Below are 21,269 nucleotides of genomic sequence, written 5' to 3'. Positions count from 1 at the left end.
TTCATTAGCTCTTGGGTATAACTTTTACCCGCCCTTCTACCAGTAACACAAAAGCGGTCTGTACTATGGTATATCTCAGAAGCTGTACAACCGTTGGGATTATAATACTGGCATTCGGTATCATCGCAATATGTCATACTACACACCTCTCTTGTTTTTATGTTAAAGAAAAAGAGCCCGAAGGCTCAATTATAAAAAGCTTTATATACCTGTGCGGCTGTCATTACTGCCATTATGATAGTTAGCCACCCCATTAACTTTGTCCATTTCTCAATGCCTCGGTTGTTCTCTTCAGCCATTTTGTAATAAAAGAACTCGTTAAATCCTGGTATTGCTTCCCAAGTCTTTAGTTTATGTACACTTACGATTTTTATTAAATCTTCTTTTCTGACATTATTAATCCCCTGAGTTAAAACAAAATCCAAGAATTTTCCCTCTGTTAAGGTAATTTTTTCATTTGTTAATTCATCAATTCTGGTCATATAATTTACCTCCTATGCTTTTCTACAAACTTCGCCAGAAGGCAATATTATCCTTTATTAGAAAAACCACCCGCAATTAGCAGGTGGTTTTTTTAAATGTCCAGTGCTGGTCCGCATATTAAGAGGCGTCACTGGCTCTGTTATAAATTTTTCACAATATCATTATCTCACATTAAAAGTCGCATGTCAGTTTCATCTTTGTCGCATGACCGAAAGCCCATCGATACCGAATATTAAACCACTTAGCCTTTTACTAATTTCGTTAATGTCACGAAAGTAAGTACTTCTATCTATATTTTCTTGCTCACATATATCAGTCATTTTAAGATCGTCTATGTATTTTGACCTCATAACTCTATACCGTCTTCCGTCCTCTAACTTATTTGATGACTCACAATAAGATCTATACATCCCCATCATTACATCAATATGAGCCATTATAACATATGTTCTTGTCGTACTTCTTTTAATTGACTCAATGTAAGAACCTTCACTGCTGTCTAAAGAATCTAAAATATCAATAGCATTTTCCGTAGGCTTTATATCGTCTAATTTACTAATTGAATTTTCGCAATGATCCTTTAAAACATTATAGTTTTCTAATAATAGTTTAGTATTGTAAAGTCGTTTGCTTTGACGAGATTTGATTTCTTTGTTTTTTTCTTGCTCGATGTGTTTTATTGCTGCAGCTGTCCCTGCTTCTACCGCCAGTTTAATTATTTCAGCTTTATCCATTAAAGGTTCCATAACATTGCTCTTATTCATGTAAGCCCCTCCTTATTCTTTCTATTTTAGCTTTCACAGCCTCTAACAAAGCATTTTGTCCTACTGCCTTATTTTCAATAGATCTCATTACGTCCTCATCCATGGTGCTTTCTGTGACAAGGTGATTGATGATAACCCCGTTCTTTTGTCCTTGTCGGTCTAGTCTTGCATTCGCCTGCTGGTATAATTCTAAACTCCATGGAATCCCAAACCATATGATCACATTGCCCCCGGCTTGTAAATTAAGTCCATGCCCCGTTGATGCTGGATGAGCTACCATCACAGATACTTTTCCGATATTCCAATCTTTAATATCTTGTGCTGTTTTTAGTTCCCTCACTTGATACTTTTTAAGATAAGATTGGATTCTAGTTAAATCGTGCTTGTAGCTGTAAAAGACTAATACCGGATTACCGTTTGCTGATTCGATAAGATCTGATAAAGCTTCCAGTTTACCTTGATGTATTTCAAATGCTTGTCCATTTTCATCATAAACGGCACCATTTGCCATCTGTAAAAGCTTATTAGATAATACAGCTGCTGTATTGGCTACTATATCACTATCAGTTAGAGGTAACAGCAAATCCTTTTCTAACTGCTTATATTTTAACTTAGCCTCATCAGGCAATTTAACCTTAATCACATTATTGATTCTCTCTGGCATTGTCAACCAATCTTTGGCCAACATACTTACGCAGATATCAGAGATTTTCGCATAAATGGCTTCTTCGGCTCCAGGCTTCAGTCTCCAACTATAAACAATATGACCATTTCTTTTATCTGGCTCAAAATATCTCTCCTTGTAACCAGTGAAGGTTTTTCCTAATCGTTCTCCTTGATCTAACAGATACACTTGCGCCCAAAGGTCTAAGTATCCATTAGGACTCGGTGTACCAGTTAAACCTAAAACCCGTTTGATTAAGGCTCTTACTTTTTTAAGCTTTTTAAATCGTTGTGATGCTGGAGATTTAAAATTTGATAATTCATCGATAACCACCATATCAAAAGGCCACTTCTTACCGTACAGCTCAACAAGCCATTTTACATTTTCCCTATTGATGGTAAAGATATTAACCTTTTGACGCAGTGCTGCTAATCGATCTTTCTCTTCGCCTAACACTTTTGCAATTCTTAAGCCTTTTAGATGCTCCCACTTTTCAATTTCATCTGTCCAGGTGCTTTCTGCTACTCGTAAAGGCGCTATGATTAAAACCTTACTTACTTCAAACAGGTTGAAAAGTAATTCGTCAAGTGCGGTCAAGGCGCTTGCTGTTTTGCCCATGCCCATATCTAGGAATAATCCACACTCGGGAAGTTCAAGTATTTTTTTTATCGCGTACTCTTGGTACTGATGTGGTTTAAATATCATCCAAATACCTCCTTTACGAGATCATTTACTTTTTGCTTGGTATCAATGCATCTCACATCATGCCCTAAGGCTTTTAATTCATTCGCTCTTTTTACTTGCAAAGGTTCTAATTTTTTACCGGTGTCTTTCATCTCGATAAATTTGATTCCTCCGGAGGGAAAAAGTAGAATCCGATCTGGCACTCCTGCCATCCCCGGTGAAACGAATTTAAGAAATTTCCCGCCATGCTTTTCAACTTTATCTCTAAGATATTTCTCGATAGCTTTTTCCAATTTATTTCACCTGCTTATTTTTAAGTGGGTACAGAAACAGTGGTTACAGTTTTTTTTGAAAACTTTTTTAAATTAAGAGATTTAAGAATTTAAGAGAATCCCCTATACGTATATATGTACGCGCGCTCTTTATTCTCTTAATTATATTAAATCAATAGTAAAAACTGTAACCACTGTAACCAACACCCTTTAAATCCTTTTGTTATATGGTGTGAAGGTGGTTACAATTGCCCTAAACTGGTCTGTAACCACTGTAACCACTGTAACCACCTACCACATTATTCTATAAAAAACTGTAACCACTCAAAATAATCTGTAACCACTTAAATTCTTATAAAAGCTCTTTGTCTTCCATATAAATTTCCAAATCGCAATGTTCCATTTGCTGATACATGAGGCCTCCATCCTTTAGTTTTTTTCAAAATATCATTAATTTCTCGACTCGCCATATTTGTTAATTGTTTGGTGCTTCCCTCATAGAGTTCAACCCATATCTCCATAACACAAACACGCTGCCTTTGTTCAGTACCTTCCATCGCTTCACCAAAATCACGATTATGGATGAAATTACGCCTTGCGGCTATATCCATTTGCTCCCAAGTATCAGGCAGTAGCCTATCTAAATACTCTCTAACAACTCCCGCCATAGGGCTTTCTTCAACGTGTTTATCTTGTACCTCTAATGCTTGTTGCTCCATTTCAGTACCCAGATATAGAGTCTCACCGCTCTGCCAAGCATCCACGGCTTCCGCCCATATCTGGTTAATTTCGTGCTTGGTCATGTCCTTCCATAGGTTTTTTGTACGTTCTGCCCCGCCCACTTCTACTGGCCAAAATCTTCTATTACCTGTCTTATCTCTCAAAAATAAGGTATCGTTGGTAGTCCCGAAGAACACGCATTGACGTGGAAATACAGATATTTGGCGACCGTAGGCCACCCTATAAGCATCTTCTTGCTTACTAATAAAATGCTTTACGGCTTCAGCCTCAGCCTTTCTAGTCGCTGACAATTCCGCTAGTTCTATTAACCAAGCCCCTTGTAATTGTTCAAAGGCTTCTTTACCTATTACAGTATTAATGGAATCAGAATGCCACTTCTGCCCTAGTAATTTTAATATATAGCTCTTCCCAACCCCTTGCGGTCCAACCATAACTAGTACATTATCAAACTTGATTCCTGGCACTGAGGCTCTAGCTACAGCAGCAACTAACATCTTTCTAGTTACAGCCCTCGTATAAGGCGAATCTATAGCCCCTAAGTAATCAATTAGTAGTGAGTCAATACGTTCTATCCCATCCCACTCTAAACCCGTTAAATACTCTCGCACGGGATGATACGCATTTTTTAATAATACTTCACTAAGTGCGTCAATAATGATTCCCTGACCTTTGATAGTGTAGACTTTACTTAGATAATTTCTAAGACCGGAATCGTCCGCATCACTCCAAAAACTACCCCGATCAAGCTTACGCCAAGGTAAATCATCTTTAATAACGATTCTATGAGCAAAATCATCGAGGGCAATCTTGCCGGCTACATTTGGATCATGGCTTAAGATCAAAATTACATTATGAGCAGTTGATATATATTGGCCAGTTTTATTTACTTCTAATTTTTCTAACCAGTTATTATCTGTGACAACGTCGAAATCTGCGTTTGCTTCTGCCAGCCGTTCTTCGCCTAAAGTTCGCTTTACACTACTATCTTTAGTAGAATATTCGATCATAGCTAAATAGGAAGGTAAACGTGATACTGGAGTACCAGGCTCTGCGGCTTCGTCTAACTCACCAAACTTATGCAGCCTGTATAAATCAAAAGCATTCACTAACTTACCGCTGATTGGATCTGTACCATGATGGCTAAAGGCGAATTTATCTTCGTATAGAATTAAACCACCTGAAGCAGTACCTTCTTTATATGTATAACGCCCTTCTGTAGCGCAGGGCTCGTATACATCACTTAGAAATTGTTCTAATACGTCAACCACTGAGTAGGTACGGCAAAAGGCTCCGATTACACCAGGCTTTAGTAATGGGTCTCCTTGTTTATCAGCTAATCGTTTCCGATCTTTTTCAGCCTTCGCAGGTTCCGGCCATAATGCTTGATCTCGCCAATCATCATACCTAGCAAGTACTTCGTCAGCATCCATCCAAGGACCATCTTGAAATTCAAAAAGGAATTCTCCGTCTGTAGGAGTAGAAGGCCAGTACATGAGTCGATGAGGTTCATAGGTTGTTGAGTCAAATAAATCAATACTAATGTCTGCTGCAATACGTCTTGCAATCGCTTGATATTCATCCGGATTCACAGGACGATTTAAAGGGAACACTAATCGCAATCTACATTTACCAGCAACAGGTTCATGCTTGTGGGTACTATACACTAAAGCGGATGCATCACCAACAATCAGTGTTGCTGTAGGCCAAAAATCAGGACCTGCAAAATCGGCATCCAGTGTTACAATTTGGCGCCAAGCAACATTTACAGCTGTTCGGCGCCCTCCTTTTAATGTTCCCCCAACAAACCCGCCCACATCTTTAATCTCATCTTGCTGGCTTTTAGGTAGTTTTTTATATTCCTCAACAGTTTCCCGGGTTCGCGTTGTATCTCTAAGCTTGTCTACTAAATCAGACCATTGCATTTCGCGGTTTTTCCATTCAGTGGCTTTGCGACTACGTCCTACTGCAATGGCTATCTTTCCATCATATTTTAAGTTCGGAGGGGTTGACTTCGATTGTATATTCATAGCAACATTAACCACCTCTTTTTAAGACAATAAATCATCTTCCTCATCTATTTTTATATCCGGTTCACCTTTCACGTCACTTGGAAAATCAGTAGCGCTCATACCGTCAAATTTTTGATTAATAGCATAGTTTAAATCATCTATTTTAGCTACCACCCCTTGTAAATCTTCGGGTACCTTAATTGCTTTTTCTACTAACCCCCTAGCAGTTGATGATAACGTTGGATAATAACCATCGTTCACCCATACTTCTTTCCCTATATTTTCTACATTATCAGTCTTTTGCACGACCTTACGCTGCTGCAGTATCCAATTGCGATCATCAGATGTGATACGCCAGTCTTGGTCAATTATAATTGTAGCCATTACTATTTACCCCCAGGAATAATTCTTTTCCCGTCTAAAGCATCGCACAACCAAATAACATATTGCTTCGCTTTACCTGCATCCTCTCGGGTGCTATTTTTTCTCCCCATACGGATTAAATATTTTAGCGCATTACCTCGGAGAAAACCAATAAACTGTTCGGGACTTAGGTTTTCTTGTTGGATTTCAATTTGTTGTAGCGTACCAGCTATATAATGCTTTGCTTCTTCAGTGGATCCCGTTTGCTTATTCATATTGCCAATCCCCTCCTCCTCTTTAACCAACTGCAGCAATAGCTATGTCCTCTGTAGTTACATGCACATCAGATGTATTTATTTCGATATTTGCATTATTTGCCCAGGCGACCACTTCAGAATTTAACTTTTCATCTCGCGATACGCGTTGATTATTAATCAATTTAGCCTGTACTAAGGCATTACCCTCAACTTCCAAACATGCCGCCAACTTGCCTTTATCATCAGCGACTAATACAATCCACTTCTTATGATTCTTCATAGCGGTACCGTAACTAGCTACACAGTTATGAAGTTCTGCCCCCGCTTCTAATAGTTCTATTGACTCTTTAGGAAGAAAGAATTTCAACTTATCCTTCTGCATTGATAAACGATTAATGATATGATTGGGTACATCAAGAGCAACATTTGTGTGAATCTGTCTGCGATGACATTTCGCCATCCAATCGTGTAAATCTCGAGGCCTTACTCGTTCCGTCTGTATCGCTTGCCTACTTTCATCATTCAGCTGATCATATAAGCGAATACAATCCCTTATATTAACTTCATCAGCGGATTCTACTAAGGCCACCAATCCACTTTCACCATAAATATTTAACATATCACCAAGAAATTCAAATAGATCTCTGTTATAGAATGTACCTTGCGCTGCATCCAATAATGGTTTAATTCCTGCATGGAATCGAAGTGCATAATCATAATTTTTAACAAGATCAAAGGATGCTACCAATCGCCCACATTCAAAGAAATTCTGCCTTATCTCACGTCTGACTACCGCCGTATTCGGTAAGCTTGTAGCAGTAATAACCGCTGTTATGAAATCCGTACCTTTCCTAGCTAGTTCCCTGGCATCCTGCATGAAAGAGTAATTAGAGATCCTATGTTTTTCCCATAAAGTATTTATATCTGCTATACGATCCCGATACACTGCTGGTAGATTTGGAGCGTCCGGAAAAGTAACACGAAAGGCTATATTTTGTAGAGGTACTAAAAACATTCCTCGTAACGTTCCGGAACTAACAAAGAGTGATTTGACTTTATATCTTTTTTCCATTCTTCTCTGCACTGCTTCACGTAGTTCCTTTAAGAGCCCAACTAATTCTGACTTTTGGTTATTTATTGCTAAACTGTCAGCAGTGAAAAATCGTAAGACACTTTCCTTAAACACATTCAGTTCAAAAGGATTACTGATATCTATTACCTCACCAGAGCCTTTTCCGTAACGACTACTGAAAGTAGCAGTCTGCTTGGCAATATCGAAACGGAAAGTCTCTCTACCATTTTTCCTACCCCTGACTCCAAACACATCATCAAAATATACTGACTCATAATGTACTTCTAAGATAACTAGATCTTTAAATGTTTTTAAACTAAGCCTTACTTTATAAGGGCATTCCTCATGCCTTTTTATGTTTGCCACATGTTTACTATGCTGCTTCCCGCAATGTGGACAATAGAAGTGATTACCACGCCAAGAGCCATTCATCCCTGGAGATAACCCCCAAGCACTAGCAAAAGCCTGATCACATTCTTCACAAAAGTACTGTGTATGGTTAAGCTGGTTTTGCACCCAGCCGATGTGTTCTGCATAAGCAGTAAACATTTGAGGGATTACAACCTCTGAAATTATCAATTTACACCCTCCTAATCTAGAAGATCATCAAAATTTTCTTCTACAGGTTCTGGCTCAACCTTCGCTTTTCTTGTCCGAGATCTCTTTGCAGGCTCTTTGACCACTCCAGTAGAAGGGGTTTTTTGAGCACCTTCTACTGGATGAATTGAAGTCTCCTCTTCATTATCCGCTTCATTAATTACAGCCTCTGCTTTATCGATTGCTTGATAGTGTTGAGAAATAGCCATTGCAGTTTCACACACTTTTTTCAAACGGTCTACATGATCCTTAAATAGAGCAATATCTTCTTTCGAGATTGTATGTGTAGGATCTTGTTTACTATCAAGATCAAGTAATTCTTCTAGATCTTTTATGGCGCCAAGCTGTTGACGCATCAAATTGTTAACACCATTGAAATTCATGTTTAACCCCTCCTATTTAAGCATTAAAGACGCTAGGTAATTAGATTCTATCTCCCTTGTCGGAACTATCATATGAACACCTGCAGCTACTAATGGGCTATCAACATCCGCTTGATACAAATCGACAAGACCATTGAGCATATCAACATATGAACTTCTTACACCAACATATTGCCCTTCAGCCTCGTAAAGTTTTAGGCCGCCTAAAGAAAGATCCGTATGTTCAATGATCTCTAAATCGGATCTATTGACCAGTCTAAAATAGCTATTAACTTCTAAGTCATTAACGGGCTCGTCTTCAACTAATCCTTCTTTACTCATAAAGAACCATACGCCAATTCTTTTAGCTTCCAATTTGCATTGAATTTTCCAAAACTGTTCACTGGTTAAATTCAGAATAAAATTACGAGTGATTAACAAATTGTTTTCACTATCTTTGGAATACAAAGCAAACCAGCTTTGATCCTTAACTGCTCTAAACACCTTATTAACATTCACTAACTTTCTGATATCTTGTTCTATATTTTTCATTTTGTTCTCTCCTCTAATCTTTCTTATAATAACTCGTCTCGTATCCATCGCCCCGGAGTAGTAAACCAGGAGCCCACTTGATCGGTTCTGCCATAATTTCCGTTAGTTGTTTAAGCGAACCAAAGCCATTAGGAACATCAACTATTAATTCATCATGTACATGCATAGCTGTCTTATAACCCTCTGCAGCCACCCTTAACATTGATTCTCTAAGGCAGTCACGAGCAATGGCTTGTACAATATTCTCTACTAACTTACCTCCGTAAGTGTTCAGCTTTCCCCACTGTTTCGTCTCTTGGTTCATACCCTCATACGTAATACTCATTTTGCCGAACCGTTCTTCTACTTCCATTCTTGGCCTAGCATAAGCAAGGCGACGACCAGACGGTAAGCGAATAAATAAGATCCCGGATTCTACCGAAAAAACCATTCCGTATTTGAAGCGTACAGCCATTTTATCTTCTATTGCTTTTATTACTCCCGCTTCAACATCAAACCAAAGTTTGACGATTGCACGATTAGCATTACGCCACATCTTAACAAGTGCCGGTAGTTCTTCTACTGTTAAGCCCATACTTAAGGCCCCCATTTTTTCGAGTGCTTTAGGTCCACCTTGATAACCTAACGCTAGTTCAGATACTTTGCCTTTTTGCCTTAATGGTGAATGTTTGTCGATGCTTTCAATTGGCACTTTAAACATTTGACTAGCAGATGCCTCGTAGATTTTTCCATGGCTGGCGAATACATCAAGCCGCCATTTCTCTCCAGCTAACCAAGCTATTACTCTTGCTTCAATTGCGCTAAAATCGGATACGATAAATCGACTATTCTCAGTAGGAACAAACGCGGTTCGGATCAACTGTGATAAAACATCCGGCACACTGCCAAATAATAATTCAAGATTTTCATAATCACCCGACCTTAATAAATTCCTAGCAAGATCAAGATCATCTAATTTATTTTGAGGAAGGTTCTGCACCTGTACTAAACGCCCTGCCCATCTACCCGTTCGATTCGCTCCATAGAATTGAAGCAATCCGCGTATTCGACTATCTTTACATACCGCACGTTCCATAGCTAAATACTTTTTAACAGAGGTCTTAGACATTTCCTGCCTTAGTTCCAATACTCGTTTAACTTTAAGCGATTCCGTTTCTTTAAGTAACTCTTTCGTAGAGTCTTTTGTGAGCGACCCAACTTCTATACCCTCTGCTTCACCAATCCATTTCTTTAATTGTGCAGCACTGTTAGGATTCGATAGCCCTGTTAGCTCTACAGCTTCTGTGAGCAATTTTGCTTGGTATAGTTCATCACACTCAATGGCGTTTTTGACTAACACCTGGTCTACTTGTACGCCCATATCGTTAATTTTCTGATCTAAATACCATATTTTATGTTCTTCAGGTGGTGGAGGAAAACGGAGCAACTTACCTCGTATTGTTCTTTCCACCTCAACATCTTGTTTGCAATACTCTTTAAAGAGTTCCCACTTCTCCGGTGCATGTTCTGGCTGATTCCGTGTTCTACTGCCATTGGCTTTAGTAGGGGCACAAGGGCAACAAAAGTATTTGATTAAGGCTTTACCAGTAGTTAGCTTCTGCTTGTCCTCAGGTAGCTTTAGAGCTTTACCAACCATAGCCAAATTAGTTGGTAATCCTAGAGTTAAAGCGTGAACTGCTGTACACTGCCATTGCTCTACCAGTACTGCTTTATTAGTGAATTTAGATAAACATAATCTTTCAAAGTTAGCATTAAACGCAGCCTTTAATATTTTCGGATCAAATAAAGCGTCTATAACATTTTGAGGAACGGCTTCAAAGTCTGTAAGATCAATCACTGTTACGGGATCATCATTAAAAGCATAAGCGAATAGTAATATTTCAAAGTCATCTGACTCAACATATTTGTATGCACCTTGAGTAGTAATGTCGATGCTGCTATAAGTCTCTAAGTCAATACTGAGTACATCCATATCACTCTAACAACTCCCTCAGTTCTTGCCTTTGCTTATGACCTTCTACATCAATCTTTTGCACAATCCAAGCCTTAGCATTTTTAGATACCGGTATAAATCCTGCTACGGTTCCGATGGAGTAGCCGGAGCCTGTTTCACAAACAACAGGCTCCCCTACACTTAAGTCCAAATCAGTGAAGTAATCATATAGTTTGGCATAATTACCCCGGAAAGCAATTTGTACTATTTTCATAATTAATCAAGCATTCCATCAGTTTCAATTGCTTCGAAATCATCTTCAGCCTTAGGAGCAACTCCGCCTAAAGATTCACCGTCAGCGATTTTTTGAATGTTATTAAGTCCGCAGCCAATACCTTTGCTACCTGAGTTGTTGTATGGAAAGAAGTTAACACTTACACGAGCATAGCAACCACTGTAAACTTCTGATTGATCAAGAATTGGATTAACATTTGCATCTACGATACCAGGTTTATTGTTGCTGTTAGCATTCATAAAATAGCATCCTGCATAAGCTTCATCATCTGGACGTTCCACATCACCGTCACGAAGAGGAGTTTTAAGCATTGGAGGAACTTTACCGCCCCACTTAGCTGCACCTGTTGCTTTTACTGCTGCAATGCAAGCATTGTATTTCGCAACAGTAGCCTTATCTGATTTTGGAATGATGATTGACACTGAGTATTTTTCTACACCTTGTTCGTTAGCTTTAGGAGCCCAGATATTTGCATAGGATAGACGCGCTTTACCAGTTACCAATTTTGTAGAAGTTGTTGTATTTTGATTAGCCATTATATTTAATCCCCTTTAAATTTTTTTTTTTAATCTAATAGACTTGCATCAACTGGACCAAAATCTGATTCAGCTGCTGCTGTAGATGATATTTCATCCCGTTTGTCCGACTCTGGAACAAGAGTAGGTTTTCCAGTAGGTTTTACTACAAGATCACTGAGTAAGATACCAAATTGCTTTTTACTGATCGACTTTTCAAGAGCTGTAATACCGAGCAATTTTTGAGGTTCGTAGATTTTATCATCTTTATAACCAGCATTTTTCAAAGTTTCAGCAACTTTGAGATCATCCGTGTATTTTCGATTACTACGACCTTCAACCAATTTCCAACCGGGCCATTTCTTACCGTGTTTTTCTGCATGTTCTAAAGCATAATCTTGTACATCTTTAGCCCATTTTTGAAGTTCTTCTGCTTTACCAAGAATCTCGCCAACTTCTTCATCAGTAAGTAATGGGTCTTTGCGAAACTCATATTTCAATAGCTCTAGATTTTCATCGGCTCTAGCTTTACAAGTTGCCTTGGCTCTGCAAAATCTGCAATGATCACCTGCAACAAAATCACCTTCACCTTTGATTGCCATATCAGCCCTTGGCTTAACGTAATGGTCACCCCAGGCTAATAGTTCATAGATTGGCATTTCATAGGTGGAAACGCTGTCTAGACGTGGCTGGCAAATAGTCATTCGTGCAGTATGTATGTCATATAAGTGTTCAAATTTAGCTATAGCACCTAATGCGTAAAGCATCATCTGCGTATTTTCTTCTGCTGACACCGGCACACCCTTGCCATACTTTAGATCAACTATTTCAATGCAACCATCACCGATAATCACAACGTCACCAGTACCGAATCCCTGTGGTACCCATCTACTAAAATCCAATTTTTCTTCAATAAGAACAATTGCATCTTCAGTTTTTTGTTGCGCTTCAGCGACTTTACTAAATACAAGATCGGCATATTCCTGAGTCGCCTGCTCTAGCTCTTCACAATAAAAATTATTTTTCTTGATAACTTCATATTGCTTTTTATATTCAGGTTCTTGAATCAATACTAGATCGCGCCTGATCTTCACTTCACCGACCGAGTGAGCGAATGATCCTTCATCCGCATATACACTCGTAGAGTTTGGAAACTGTTGTTCCAGTTCTGCACTTGGCGTACAACTTAACCAACGCTTTGATCCTGAAGCACTCAGTTTTGCATGTGCCGCCATTAACCTATTTCCTCTGCAAATGCCATAAGTTCCACATAGTTTTCTTCTGGAACTTCGGTTAATTTCTTAGCACCAAACTTACCGAACAACTCTTTTATTTGAGGAGCGTGACCAGCAGCAGACAGAGCTGCAAGTTTTGCACGAACCTCAACAAGGGTATATGTCTTAGCAGTTTCCTCTTGGTTTTTAACTTGTTCATCTTTTTCAGTAACAGTTTGTACGACTTCAGTGGTTGCCTCAACGGTAGAAGCGGTTTCAGTTATCTGTGCAGTTTCAGCGGTTTTTGATGTTCTTGATTTACGAGTTGCAGGTTGTGCTTGCTCTACAGCTCCTACGGATTGGCTTCCCATATTTAAGATTGCACTAGCTAAATTGTCGATTGCCACGCATATTTCAGTTGCCTTAATATTTAAATTGATATTCATATCCATAATTTTTTTATCTCCCTTTATTTTAAATTTGTGAATTTGTGGTATACTACAGGTGTAAAAATTTATCTAATTCCCGAAAGCCGTCAGTCTGCAAACTGGCGGTTTTCACTTTTTTTTACCCATCCTCAATCACCAACATGATTGTCACCTCCCTTCACTGGAATGGTCTAATTAGTGGCGAATCTATTGGTTTTCCTAAACAGCGGTTGCCTTACCAGCATACCGTTGTTAGATACTGTTACCCCTGGAATAAACTTATTTCCATCCCATACCCACCCGCTAGCACTATAACTTCTTGGTCTTTGAGATAATGAACATACGGGTTTTTCCAGCCCCATTTGCTGACATACGTGTTCTGCCAACTCTTTATCTGCAATTATTTTTAACTCTGATTTGATGACTGGTGGCATCGGCTTATCAGTTTCAACATATTTGTCAGAAGCCAATTTTCTTGAAGCCCTTTTACTTCCGTAATAAACTACAGAGCCGTAACTTATTCCGGTAGCTTTTGCTATTTCATTCGTTGATTTGCCCTGAGCTTTCAATTCAGCAATTAATCTTTGCTGATCCGGGGTTACCTTCATGCACACCTTCTATTCCCTCCTATTGTTTTTAATGATTTTGTGATATAATTCAATTGATAGTTTTCCTGAGGCCGCTCTGCAAAGCGGTCTTTTTTTATTGCCAATAATTAATTTGGAGCTTATCTCCGGGGTAGATCATGCGATCCGGCCTATTAGCAAATACCGTCTCGTAATTTAGTTCTATAATCCCGTGGTAAAATTCGCGAATATCACGTGGTCCATATGTGTTCTTTGCCATATACTTTTCCGCTATAGTCCATAACGTGTCTCCCGATTGTACTATGTAAGTTTCTGTAATCAGCGTTCCTTTTGGCTCCGCGCTGCCACAACTAGCAAGGGATAAAATCAGTAGACCTACTAAAGCTACTACCATTAATGCCTTTCGTTGCCGATGCGTTAACAAATATATCACCTCCCTGTGCGGAATAATCGCCACTCCTTAACTTCATTGCATTCTGACGGTTTATTGCATGTATGAATTTGACCACAGACCAAAGCGCACTTCTTAGGTTGTCCGTCTTTGAAGCAGGATTGACAGGGGCATGGTTTCTCATGGCTCATAGATACCTCCTTAAAATTACGATTACCACTGACCAAAATATCAGACCCAATATTAATCCATTCATTATCCCTCGCGCTGGCCTTAAATCATCATTCATACACATACCTCACAGCCAATCTATGGACCATAACCATCTTGCCGTAAATCATTCTTTTAAAACAACTGCGATCATCTCTACATAGTGGCTTCGAATTATCATCATCTTCAGTGGTTGTCCAATTTACAGTGTCTTCGTTAATTGACTTGCCACATCGAGCGCAAATCATTTTTACTCGCTTCCTTCGCATCGTTTACCCATTTCAACCAAATCTTCTACCGTGATAATTTTGCGGGTATAAGGGAATCTTGCGTTGAAATCAGCGTCACATATTACAGCAATTGCATTTCTCAATATCTGCTCTACAGAGTCCATATTTTCACCTCACAATTTTTATTTACAGGAAATTAATGGTTTTCGTCGAAGTACGCCTCAAAGGGAGGTGATCTAGATGAAAAAAGTTTATGCTAATTTGTTAGGAACATGGATTGATATTACTGAAACTGGAACACTTCATAATCGCAATCCGTTAACCTACGTTGACGAAGAAATAACGGAAATGTTCAAATATGATTACATTAACGTAGGCTATAATAATAAAAACTATCGAATTCATCCTATGTTAATTCAAGTAGTTACTGAGTAGTGGAGGTATCGCTTTGTTTAAAACTAGAAATCCTGGTAAAAAGATTAAAGAAGTTTTGTTAAAACTTGGTGATAAATACACCATTAGAATCATTGACTTTGAAAATTGTATTTATTTAAAACTTAAAAACGGTTATTATTTTGAAGTTAGTGGTTTAGATAATGCAAAGAAATCATTTAACGCCACCCTTTACATATGGGATGATTCCATTAAGAAAATCGTTGAAACAATATCTAATATCACTTCTTTTGATATGTTGAAAGACTGTCTAGAAGTGGCTGAGGAGAAATACCTAAAGCTTCAAAATTCAGTCGAACAGTAGATAAAATCAAAGTTATTTGTTGTTTAGTAATTCCACAATAATACAGATTGGCAAAAGCTTGTAATTGTTCTTCATTATCTGTAAGTGGAATAAAATGATTTAATTTTTCGCCACTACTGGTAGTGGCGGTTTCTTTTTGCATTGACAATTTTTATTCACATCCTGCGTATAATTTTCGATTCATGGGCATACTCTATACTGGGGAAGTGTTTTTGCTTTTCGCAACTGAGATCAAAAAAAATTGAACTTACTTTTCTTCGCTTGTCCACTTTCTAAGCAGCCGGATTATCCGGCTGGATAAGAACTGACCCTTTCGTTGTACTTTTGGTTTAAATACTCAACATAATTAAAGTTAGGATCAACATTTTTAGTCCTTTTTGCTCCCATTGGAATTAATACTGCATCAAGTTTAGCTTCATGTTCTTTAGAAGGATAAGTATGCCATTCCCCATCCCAGAACCAACCTAGAAAAGCCATTAATCATCCCCTCCTAGTTATACTTATGCTGGCAATGGCAATCTATTGATTGATAATATTTAAATCCTCTTGACTATCTTTAAATAAAGAATCTATGGATACGCCAAAGTATTGTGCCACTTTTAAGACCTTAGATATTGACGGATCGTTTATATCCCATTTGTACATAGAACCTTTACTAAATCCGAGTTCCTTTTCTAATTTAGGAATTGTTGTATTTTTACTAGGACATAAATTTTGAATGTTATTGAGTAAGGACATTAATGCAACCCTCCTCCCCTTACGACATTTTCATTAAAGCGTCAACTACCGATTCGTTACATTAAACCCTCCTTATTTCATTGTTAAATTTCACAAAAACCTTGACAAATGACTGAAAATATTCTAATATTAAATGCATAGCAAATAAATCGTTACACAACGATTTCTCTAAAGGGTTCGCCAAAACCCTCTGGTTTTTTATTGCCTTTTGTCGTGATTTCTGTCGTTAAGGTTATTATAGTGTTAAATTTGCAGTTAGTCAATAGTGAATTGTTAAATTTAACAATAATAATCTTCAACCCAAAGGAGAGTTTGCATGTCAATAGTTGAAAATATGCAGTGTGCATGTAGGAAAAACGGTATAACAATTCCTGAAGTCGAGAAAGAATTAGGATTCGGCAAGGGATCTATGTATAAATGGGACAAAAATCTTCCGGCCTTTGATAAAATTCAAAAAGTAGCCAATTACCTTAAAGTAACTACTGATTATTTGGTTTATGGCCACAATCGAAGTCTTCTCGCTTCTACCTTACGTGTAATAATGAACGGGAGAACACTTGAAAAATATTCTAATGACACAGGTGTTGCAATTGCTGAATTAGCTTATTTGCTTGAGGAAATAGCCGAACAGCGGCCATCTATTGAAATTATTGAAAAAATTATAAAAGATAATCCACTTTCTTTTATGTTTACTGCCGAAGATATTTATAAACACGCTGGTTACGACGTACCGGAGAAATATAGAGATCAACCACACTTACCTGCCCCATCAACTTGTCAAAGCACTGAGATCGACCAAGACGAAGAAAAACTTTTAAAAATATTTAAAACACTTTCCAATAAAAATAAAGCTGCCCTTCTTCTTCGCGCCTATGAACTAGAAGAAGAACAAAACAAATAAGCCAGCACCTAAAAGGTACTGGCTAAAATATTTTGAGGTGGTAACATGTCTTATATCCCTTATAGTAATGAGCGCATCATTGCAATTTATGTTAGAGTGTCAACCGAAGAACAAGCAAAAAGTGGTTACTCCTTAGCTGATCAATTAAGGCGTTGCAAAGAAAAAGCAGGTTGTACCATTGTTAATGAATATATTGATGATGGATATTCAGGAGAATTTATGGAACGCCCCGCTCTTGATGAACTACGAAATGATCTGCACAAGGGGTTAATAAAAACAGTTATTGTTTATGATCTTGATCGATTATCTAGAGAGACAGATCACCTTCTTATTCTAGTAAAAGAAATAGAAAAACGAGCTGAATTAATATTTGTAACGAATGAATATGCTAAAACCCCCGCTGGGGAGTTGTTTATGACTATACATGCCGCCATGGCTAAATACGAAAAAGAAACAATAAAAAGCCGTACAATGCGCGGGAAACGTCAAAAAGCTTTATCAGGAAAACTTGTTTTTAATGATAAGGCTTATGGATACAATTTTAACAATGAAAAATCAATGTATGAAGTAAATTTAAAAGAAGCAGAAATAGTTAGGCTAATGTTTAATACTTATATTGATAGAAATTATGGAGTTCGTTCTTTAGCTTTCGAATTAAAAGCTATGGGAATAACCAATAGACTTGGTAAACCATTTACGATTAGCAATATTCATAGGATATTATCAAATGAAATGTATGCTGGAACTAAGTGGTCATTTAAGTATTATGAAAAAAAAGTCGGACAGTATAAGTCAGAAAGAACAATTCGTGATCAATCGGAATGGATACCTATTAGCGTCCCAGTTATTGTTGATGTAGAAATTTGGATGAAAGTTCAAGCTATGCTTAAACAAAATATGAATTTTTCTAAACGTAACACAAAACGAGAGTATTTACTTCGAGGAATAATCCGTTGTGGTAGTTGTGGATATTCAATGATTGGCTCACGAAAATTAATAAAAGACAAAGAATATTTATATTATACGTGTCCATCAAAAATGGAAAAGCGCGAATGTCACAATGGTACAGTTCGCGCAGATAAACTAGATAGTAATGTTTGGACATATATTGAAAATTGGTCAGCTGATGGTCACGATCTTAACAATTTAGTAACTATCAATTCACCCACTGATAACGGTATGATTACTAAAATAAGAGAGCAAATAAATGAACTAAACGAATCCAAATCGGAAATTTTGTATTTAATAAGAAAAAGGAAAATAACCATTGAAGAAGCTGATAATGATATTGATATTATTAATAAAGAATTAAATATAGCAAATGATACCCTAAATAAATTAACTAAAGTTGAACATCCTAAAACCACTGTAACACATCTAGATATATTAAATGCCGATACATTTGAAAAACGCAGAAAAGTTATACTGAGCTTAAATATATACATTAAAGCCATACGTACAGGTTGGAAGCCTGAAAATATAGATTGGGGATTTGAATAAAGTTTGTTGTTTGCGTCTCTTGTTTCTCAATTCTTGAGACATACGAACGAGAAATTCCTAACATTCTTGCAATGTCTCTTTGGGTCTTACGGTTACCATTTGGCATGCCAAACCTCATCTCTAGAACCCACTTTTCTCTACTACTCAAGCGATTTATTTGCTTATTTAATCGTTCATGTTCACATTGAGTTTCAACAGCCTCAGCTACTACATCAGGTGCAGTGCCTAATACATCAATTAACGTTATTTCATTTCCTTCACAAGTTTATCTGTAACGAATTTAATAAATTTTAAAATCTTGATTCTTATTTAATTTATTCCAACTTCAAGACGCAACATTATAGTACCACAAAATAAAAAAGCCCGCCTTACCAATTAAGGTAAGACGGACTCGGCATTTAAGCCATAGGAGCTTCAACAATTACCTACTCTTTACTAATCACAACATGCACATCTATTCATATTGTAAAGAAAGTTCCACTTTATTGAATGTTTCATTTCATCTGTGATTATTTCAAATAGCATATCTCTATGCCTTTGTGAGCATAAACCAAACATAATTTTCCTATAAAGTTCTACTGCCTTTAGCTCCCCGAATAAAGCCATTTCAATTGCGTTACAGTAGCTCTCTGGTCGCTCGAATTCTTCTCCTTGCTGTTTACAAGGTTGTTCACAAGTTATTTCTTCATAAATTGCTCGAAACATTTCAAAATGCTTAATCTCATCATTTCTGATACTTTCAATAATTTTACATTGTTTTCTATCAGGTACAATCTGTAACAAATATTGATAAAACATCCGGTCATGGGTTTCATCACCTAATGCTTCAATAATAAGACCTAGAGAACATTGAACAAGTTTAGGATCACAACAGAACTCAGTATTGCCGTACATCGCTGAATCCCCCCTTCAATTAACATATTCACTATACATTATTCAAAACAACGTATAAAAGTGACTTTATTGAACTTACTTTGTCAACCCTATAATAAAAGAAGAGCCTCGCCTTACCAATTAAGGTAAGAAGGGCTAAAATGTCCCAGTACTCTATTTATATATTGCTCAATATTTTTTCATAGGCAAGTACTCCCTAGGCATTTATGCCTAGAGCGTTATTATATACGTTTGGTACTTTAAGGTTTTGTGAATGAAAAGCAAGTAACAGTTGTTGGAAAAACAAAAAAACGCTCCCGAAGGAGCAGTTATCTATGGATAAAACGCGAGTTCTGGGAAAAGTGCGAGTGGAGAAGTTGCAAGTAAAAGTTCTGGGAAGAACACGAAACCAGGTTGTGGAGGATCGTCACTATTATTAAAGTTCGGTTTATCACCGCAATAAGGGCATACACCATGAAAGAAGTAATAATTGAATTCGCAATCGCACCATAAGCATACCTTATATAATCTAGTAAAATAAACTTCATATAATTTTAAGGTTAAAGTATAGGTATTGATGCAGTTTTTAGTGGACTTTGAGAAGTACCAATTTGGTACACCAGAATAGTAATCCACAAGGATGCCTCCCATATTGATTTTTAATCTATTATATGTAAACTTCCAACCGTCCGCCACAAAAAAGGCATAAAAAAAAACATCACCCTACCAATTAAGGTAAGATGACGCTTGGCTATATACCAGTATGGCAGATGGTTAACTGCGCTATACTGATAGTTAGCTTAAAGATGCAGGATCTATATAAATTCCCAAAGAAGCTTCATACAATACTAAAGCAGCTAAAGCTATCACGAATAAAATATAGCCACCAATTACAACTTTATCACTAATCTCTGTATCATTACTTTCTTTACCTGTGGGGTCACAGTATCCGTTATGACAATATGTATTCGCCATTATAATCATTCCCTCCGGCCAATATCTTATCTTTGAGCTTAATATATACTTTTTGATAATCGTTGTCAATTAGAAAATATATTCCGTTAAAAGGAACAATTGTGTTAATTATAAATATTAAATATTGCCGAAATTGTTTGTAAATAAAACAAACCCGCCCACCAATTTAGGTAGCACGGGGTTTGTTGTAGATAATCACTATGCTTTCCTATAATGTTTTAAAACTTAAATCCTATCCCAACATAAGCGGCCGATTGACTACCAGCTAACTGATAAGCATTTATTTTACCTAGACTGCCAGTGTATCCAGCGGCAGAACCTTACCTTTAGTAAACATCGCACCAACAGTAAGCACATTATGACGTGTGAGGTCAATTGTAGGTATTTCAGCTTGTATTTTTATTGTACTGGTTTGTTTTAAATCCAACATACTTTTATCAAAAATATATTGTTCATCGTCTGTTTTTGTAAATTTGCCAACTTTCCCATTCACTTGATAAACAAAATCTGGCTTACCAATATCAAACTTTCCATCTAATTTCGTAGATGCTGCACCAGGTGTATTTTTATCAACTGTCGAGACTGGTACTTCTCGAACTTCACTTGGTAAGTACACTGTTTCCCCTGGAACATAAGCAATTTTAGTATCAGTTACCGTTTTCACCGTCTCCTTAATTACAGGAGGCTTATTTTTTTCTATCGCGAGGGCTTGCCTATCACCCTCCCCTAAAACATGGCATATGGTATAGCCTGTAACAATACCAACAACAAACGAGCTTACAGCAACAATGATCATGTTTTTAATCGTATATTTTCCAGTTCCTAATTTTGAATTAATCAAATTTAATAATTCTTCTTCAGACATATTACACCCCACTCACAAAATCAGTAATCCCCCCTAG

General features: G+C 37.4%; 28 protein-coding genes. 4 read left to right on the top strand and 24 right to left on the bottom strand.

Features of this window, described 5'->3' with window-relative positions; all coding sequences use genetic code 11:
* Positions 1-185 precede the first annotated feature (185 nt).
* From QSJ81_RS18555 to QSJ81_RS18470, 18 genes are all read right to left on the bottom strand, one after another.
* Positions 186-482 (bottom strand): hypothetical protein, encoded by a 297-nt coding sequence (locus tag QSJ81_RS18555; RefSeq protein ID WP_285718822.1) that lies wholly within the window; start codon positions 480-482, stop codon positions 186-188.
* Positions 483-674: 192 nt separating this feature from the next.
* The gene (locus QSJ81_RS18550) at positions 675-1,247 is read right to left on the bottom strand and encodes a DUF1492 domain-containing protein (protein ID WP_285718821.1); all 573 of its coding nucleotides are present in this window, start codon (positions 1,245-1,247) and stop codon (positions 675-677) included.
* On the bottom strand, positions 1,240-2,616 hold the full coding sequence (locus QSJ81_RS18545; protein WP_285718820.1) for an SNF2-related protein: 1,377 nt from the start codon (positions 2,614-2,616) through the stop codon (positions 1,240-1,242). Before QSJ81_RS18545 ends, QSJ81_RS18550 begins: the two co-directional genes overlap by 8 nt.
* Positions 2,613-2,888: a PDDEXK family nuclease gene (locus QSJ81_RS18540; protein WP_285718819.1), complete on the bottom strand. Its 276-nt coding sequence runs from the start codon at positions 2,886-2,888 to the stop codon at positions 2,613-2,615. The genes QSJ81_RS18545 and QSJ81_RS18540 overlap by 4 nt, the downstream gene beginning before the upstream one ends.
* 323 nt (positions 2,889-3,211) lie before the next feature.
* Positions 3,212-5,635: a virulence-associated E family protein gene (locus tag QSJ81_RS18535; protein ID WP_285718818.1), complete on the bottom strand. Its 2,424-nt coding sequence runs from the start codon at positions 5,633-5,635 to the stop codon at positions 3,212-3,214.
* A gap of 21 nt (positions 5,636-5,656) precedes the next feature.
* Entirely contained in the window at positions 5,657-6,001 is a 345-nt protein-coding gene (locus QSJ81_RS18530; RefSeq protein ID WP_285718817.1) for a hypothetical protein, read from the bottom strand.
* Between the two features lie 2 nt (positions 6,002-6,003).
* On the bottom strand, positions 6,004-6,255 hold the full coding sequence (locus QSJ81_RS18525) for a DUF3310 domain-containing protein (protein WP_285718816.1): 252 nt from the start codon (positions 6,253-6,255) through the stop codon (positions 6,004-6,006).
* A gap of 22 nt (positions 6,256-6,277) precedes the next feature.
* A complete protein-coding gene (locus QSJ81_RS18520) occupies positions 6,278-7,888 on the bottom strand; it encodes a PcfJ domain-containing protein (protein WP_285718815.1) in 1,611 nt (536 codons plus the stop codon).
* Positions 7,889-7,899: 11 nt separating this feature from the next.
* A complete protein-coding gene (locus QSJ81_RS18515; protein WP_285718814.1) occupies positions 7,900-8,289 on the bottom strand; it encodes a hypothetical protein in 390 nt (129 codons plus the stop codon).
* 12 nt (positions 8,290-8,301) lie between these two features.
* The gene (locus QSJ81_RS18510; RefSeq protein ID WP_285718813.1) at positions 8,302-8,820 is read right to left on the bottom strand and encodes a hypothetical protein; all 519 of its coding nucleotides are present in this window, start codon (positions 8,818-8,820) and stop codon (positions 8,302-8,304) included.
* 13 nt (positions 8,821-8,833) lie between these two features.
* On the bottom strand, positions 8,834-10,792 hold the full coding sequence (locus tag QSJ81_RS18505) for a DNA polymerase (protein ID WP_285718812.1): 1,959 nt from the start codon (positions 10,790-10,792) through the stop codon (positions 8,834-8,836).
* A 1-nt stretch (position 10,793) separates the two neighbouring features.
* Positions 10,794-11,027, bottom strand: coding sequence for a hypothetical protein (locus QSJ81_RS18500; protein WP_285718811.1), 234 nt, complete (start codon positions 11,025-11,027; stop codon positions 10,794-10,796).
* Between the two features lie 2 nt (positions 11,028-11,029).
* Positions 11,030-11,584 carry a DUF2815 family protein gene (locus QSJ81_RS18495; RefSeq protein ID WP_285718810.1) on the bottom strand — a complete coding sequence of 185 codons (555 nt, stop codon included), beginning with the start codon at positions 11,582-11,584 and terminating at the stop codon, positions 11,030-11,032.
* Positions 11,585-11,613: 29 nt separating this feature from the next.
* Positions 11,614-12,798, bottom strand: a complete 1,185-nt coding sequence (locus QSJ81_RS18490) for a DUF2800 domain-containing protein (RefSeq protein WP_285718809.1) — start codon at positions 12,796-12,798, stop codon at positions 11,614-11,616.
* The gene (locus QSJ81_RS18485) at positions 12,798-13,229 is read right to left on the bottom strand and encodes a hypothetical protein (protein ID WP_285718808.1); all 432 of its coding nucleotides are present in this window, start codon (positions 13,227-13,229) and stop codon (positions 12,798-12,800) included. Before QSJ81_RS18485 ends, QSJ81_RS18490 begins: the two co-directional genes overlap by 1 nt.
* A gap of 167 nt (positions 13,230-13,396) precedes the next feature.
* Positions 13,397-13,819 carry a helix-turn-helix transcriptional regulator gene (locus QSJ81_RS18480; RefSeq protein ID WP_285718807.1) on the bottom strand — a complete coding sequence of 141 codons (423 nt, stop codon included), beginning with the start codon at positions 13,817-13,819 and terminating at the stop codon, positions 13,397-13,399.
* Positions 13,820-13,907: 88 nt separating this feature from the next.
* Positions 13,908-14,216 (bottom strand): LysM peptidoglycan-binding domain-containing protein, encoded by a 309-nt coding sequence (locus tag QSJ81_RS18475; RefSeq protein ID WP_285718806.1) that lies wholly within the window; start codon positions 14,214-14,216, stop codon positions 13,908-13,910.
* Positions 14,217-14,464: 248 nt separating this feature from the next.
* A complete protein-coding gene (locus QSJ81_RS18470; RefSeq protein ID WP_285718805.1) occupies positions 14,465-14,641 on the bottom strand; it encodes a hypothetical protein in 177 nt (58 codons plus the stop codon).
* A gap of 222 nt (positions 14,642-14,863) precedes the next feature.
* Between QSJ81_RS18470 and QSJ81_RS18465 the strand changes: the two genes are divergently transcribed.
* Both QSJ81_RS18465 and QSJ81_RS18460 read left to right on the top strand, forming a co-directional pair.
* Complete coding sequence (locus QSJ81_RS18465; protein WP_285718804.1) at positions 14,864-15,058, top strand: hypothetical protein; 195 nt, start codon at positions 14,864-14,866, stop codon at positions 15,056-15,058.
* A gap of 13 nt (positions 15,059-15,071) precedes the next feature.
* Complete coding sequence (locus QSJ81_RS18460; protein WP_285718803.1) at positions 15,072-15,380, top strand: hypothetical protein; 309 nt, start codon at positions 15,072-15,074, stop codon at positions 15,378-15,380.
* Positions 15,381-15,665: 285 nt separating this feature from the next.
* On the opposite strand, the gene QSJ81_RS18455 is transcribed toward QSJ81_RS18460, so the two are convergent.
* Positions 15,666-15,857, bottom strand: a complete 192-nt coding sequence (locus QSJ81_RS18455) for a hypothetical protein (protein ID WP_285718802.1) — start codon at positions 15,855-15,857, stop codon at positions 15,666-15,668.
* Between the two features lie 42 nt (positions 15,858-15,899).
* A complete protein-coding gene (locus QSJ81_RS18450; protein WP_285718801.1) occupies positions 15,900-16,118 on the bottom strand; it encodes a helix-turn-helix domain-containing protein in 219 nt (72 codons plus the stop codon).
* 316 nt (positions 16,119-16,434) lie between these two features.
* Here QSJ81_RS18450 and QSJ81_RS18445 point away from each other — a divergent pair, with 316 nt between their 5' ends.
* Together QSJ81_RS18445 and QSJ81_RS18440 are read left to right on the top strand one after the other, a co-directional pair.
* Entirely contained in the window at positions 16,435-17,019 is a 585-nt protein-coding gene (locus tag QSJ81_RS18445; RefSeq protein ID WP_285718800.1) for a helix-turn-helix domain-containing protein, read from the top strand.
* 45 nt (positions 17,020-17,064) lie between these two features.
* Entirely contained in the window at positions 17,065-18,519 is a 1,455-nt protein-coding gene (locus tag QSJ81_RS18440) for a recombinase family protein (RefSeq protein ID WP_285718799.1), read from the top strand.
* Here QSJ81_RS18440 and QSJ81_RS18435 read toward each other — a convergent pair.
* The 4 genes from QSJ81_RS18435 to QSJ81_RS18420 form a co-directional block, all read right to left on the bottom strand.
* Positions 18,464-18,667, bottom strand: a complete 204-nt coding sequence (locus tag QSJ81_RS18435; RefSeq protein ID WP_502929668.1) for a sigma factor-like helix-turn-helix DNA-binding protein — start codon at positions 18,665-18,667, stop codon at positions 18,464-18,466. The two genes, QSJ81_RS18440 and QSJ81_RS18435, sit on opposite strands and share 56 nt — an antisense overlap.
* A 287-nt stretch (positions 18,668-18,954) precedes the next feature.
* On the bottom strand, positions 18,955-19,413 hold the full coding sequence (locus tag QSJ81_RS18430; RefSeq protein ID WP_285718797.1) for a ferritin-like domain-containing protein: 459 nt from the start codon (positions 19,411-19,413) through the stop codon (positions 18,955-18,957).
* 774 nt (positions 19,414-20,187) lie between these two features.
* Positions 20,188-20,367 carry a hypothetical protein gene (locus QSJ81_RS18425; RefSeq protein ID WP_285718796.1) on the bottom strand — a complete coding sequence of 60 codons (180 nt, stop codon included), beginning with the start codon at positions 20,365-20,367 and terminating at the stop codon, positions 20,188-20,190.
* A 289-nt stretch (positions 20,368-20,656) separates the two neighbouring features.
* On the bottom strand, positions 20,657-21,232 hold the full coding sequence (locus tag QSJ81_RS18420) for a hypothetical protein (RefSeq protein WP_285718795.1): 576 nt from the start codon (positions 21,230-21,232) through the stop codon (positions 20,657-20,659).
* Positions 21,233-21,269 lie beyond the last annotated feature (37 nt).

Origin of the sequence: Pelosinus sp. IPA-1, assembly GCF_030269905.1 — a bacterium.
Taxonomy (GTDB): Bacteria; Bacillota; Negativicutes; order DSM-13327; family DSM-13327; genus Pelosinus.
The sequence above is the reverse complement of the archived record's forward strand: the minus strand, read 5'-3'. Positions and strand labels throughout refer to the sequence as shown.

Excerpts from the sequence above, each read along its gene's own strand:
- QSJ81_RS18505 (WP_285718812.1), bottom strand. The coding sequence starts at position 10,792 with ATGGATGTACTCAGTATTGACTTAGAGACTTATAGCAGCATCGACATT.
- QSJ81_RS18485 (WP_285718808.1), bottom strand. The coding sequence starts at position 13,229 with ATGGATATGAATATCAATTTAAATATTAAGGCAACTGAAATATGCGTG.
- QSJ81_RS18510 (WP_285718813.1), bottom strand. The coding sequence starts at position 8,820 with ATGAAAAATATAGAACAAGATATCAGAAAGTTAGTGAATGTTAATAAG.
- QSJ81_RS18420 (WP_285718795.1), bottom strand. The coding sequence starts at position 21,232 with ATGTCTGAAGAAGAATTATTAAATTTGATTAATTCAAAATTAGGAACT.
- QSJ81_RS18500 (WP_285718811.1), bottom strand. The coding sequence starts at position 11,027 with ATGAAAATAGTACAAATTGCTTTCCGGGGTAATTATGCCAAACTATAT.
- QSJ81_RS18440 (WP_285718799.1), top strand. The coding sequence starts at position 17,065 with ATGTCTTATATCCCTTATAGTAATGAGCGCATCATTGCAATTTATGTT.
- QSJ81_RS18465 (WP_285718804.1), top strand. The coding sequence starts at position 14,864 with ATGAAAAAAGTTTATGCTAATTTGTTAGGAACATGGATTGATATTACT.
- QSJ81_RS18450 (WP_285718801.1), bottom strand. The coding sequence starts at position 16,118 with ATGTCCTTACTCAATAACATTCAAAATTTATGTCCTAGTAAAAATACA.
- QSJ81_RS18425 (WP_285718796.1), bottom strand. The coding sequence starts at position 20,367 with ATGGCGAATACATATTGTCATAACGGATACTGTGACCCCACAGGTAAA.
- QSJ81_RS18545 (WP_285718820.1), bottom strand. The coding sequence starts at position 2,616 with ATGATATTTAAACCACATCAGTACCAAGAGTACGCGATAAAAAAAATA.
- QSJ81_RS18530 (WP_285718817.1), bottom strand. The coding sequence starts at position 6,001 with ATGGCTACAATTATAATTGACCAAGACTGGCGTATCACATCTGATGAT.
- QSJ81_RS18445 (WP_285718800.1), top strand. The coding sequence starts at position 16,435 with ATGTCAATAGTTGAAAATATGCAGTGTGCATGTAGGAAAAACGGTATA.
- QSJ81_RS18525 (WP_285718816.1), bottom strand. The coding sequence starts at position 6,255 with ATGAATAAGCAAACGGGATCCACTGAAGAAGCAAAGCATTATATAGCT.
- QSJ81_RS18535 (WP_285718818.1), bottom strand. The coding sequence starts at position 5,635 with ATGAATATACAATCGAAGTCAACCCCTCCGAACTTAAAATATGATGGA.
- QSJ81_RS18490 (WP_285718809.1), bottom strand. The coding sequence starts at position 12,798 with ATGGCGGCACATGCAAAACTGAGTGCTTCAGGATCAAAGCGTTGGTTA.
- QSJ81_RS18555 (WP_285718822.1), bottom strand. The coding sequence starts at position 482 with ATGACCAGAATTGATGAATTAACAAATGAAAAAATTACCTTAACAGAG.
- QSJ81_RS18430 (WP_285718797.1), bottom strand. The coding sequence starts at position 19,413 with ATGTACGGCAATACTGAGTTCTGTTGTGATCCTAAACTTGTTCAATGT.
- QSJ81_RS18495 (WP_285718810.1), bottom strand. The coding sequence starts at position 11,584 with ATGGCTAATCAAAATACAACAACTTCTACAAAATTGGTAACTGGTAAA.
- QSJ81_RS18455 (WP_285718802.1), bottom strand. The coding sequence starts at position 15,857 with ATGGCTTTTCTAGGTTGGTTCTGGGATGGGGAATGGCATACTTATCCT.
- QSJ81_RS18470 (WP_285718805.1), bottom strand. The coding sequence starts at position 14,641 with ATGATTTGCGCTCGATGTGGCAAGTCAATTAACGAAGACACTGTAAAT.
- QSJ81_RS18550 (WP_285718821.1), bottom strand. The coding sequence starts at position 1,247 with ATGAATAAGAGCAATGTTATGGAACCTTTAATGGATAAAGCTGAAATA.
- QSJ81_RS18515 (WP_285718814.1), bottom strand. The coding sequence starts at position 8,289 with ATGAATTTCAATGGTGTTAACAATTTGATGCGTCAACAGCTTGGCGCC.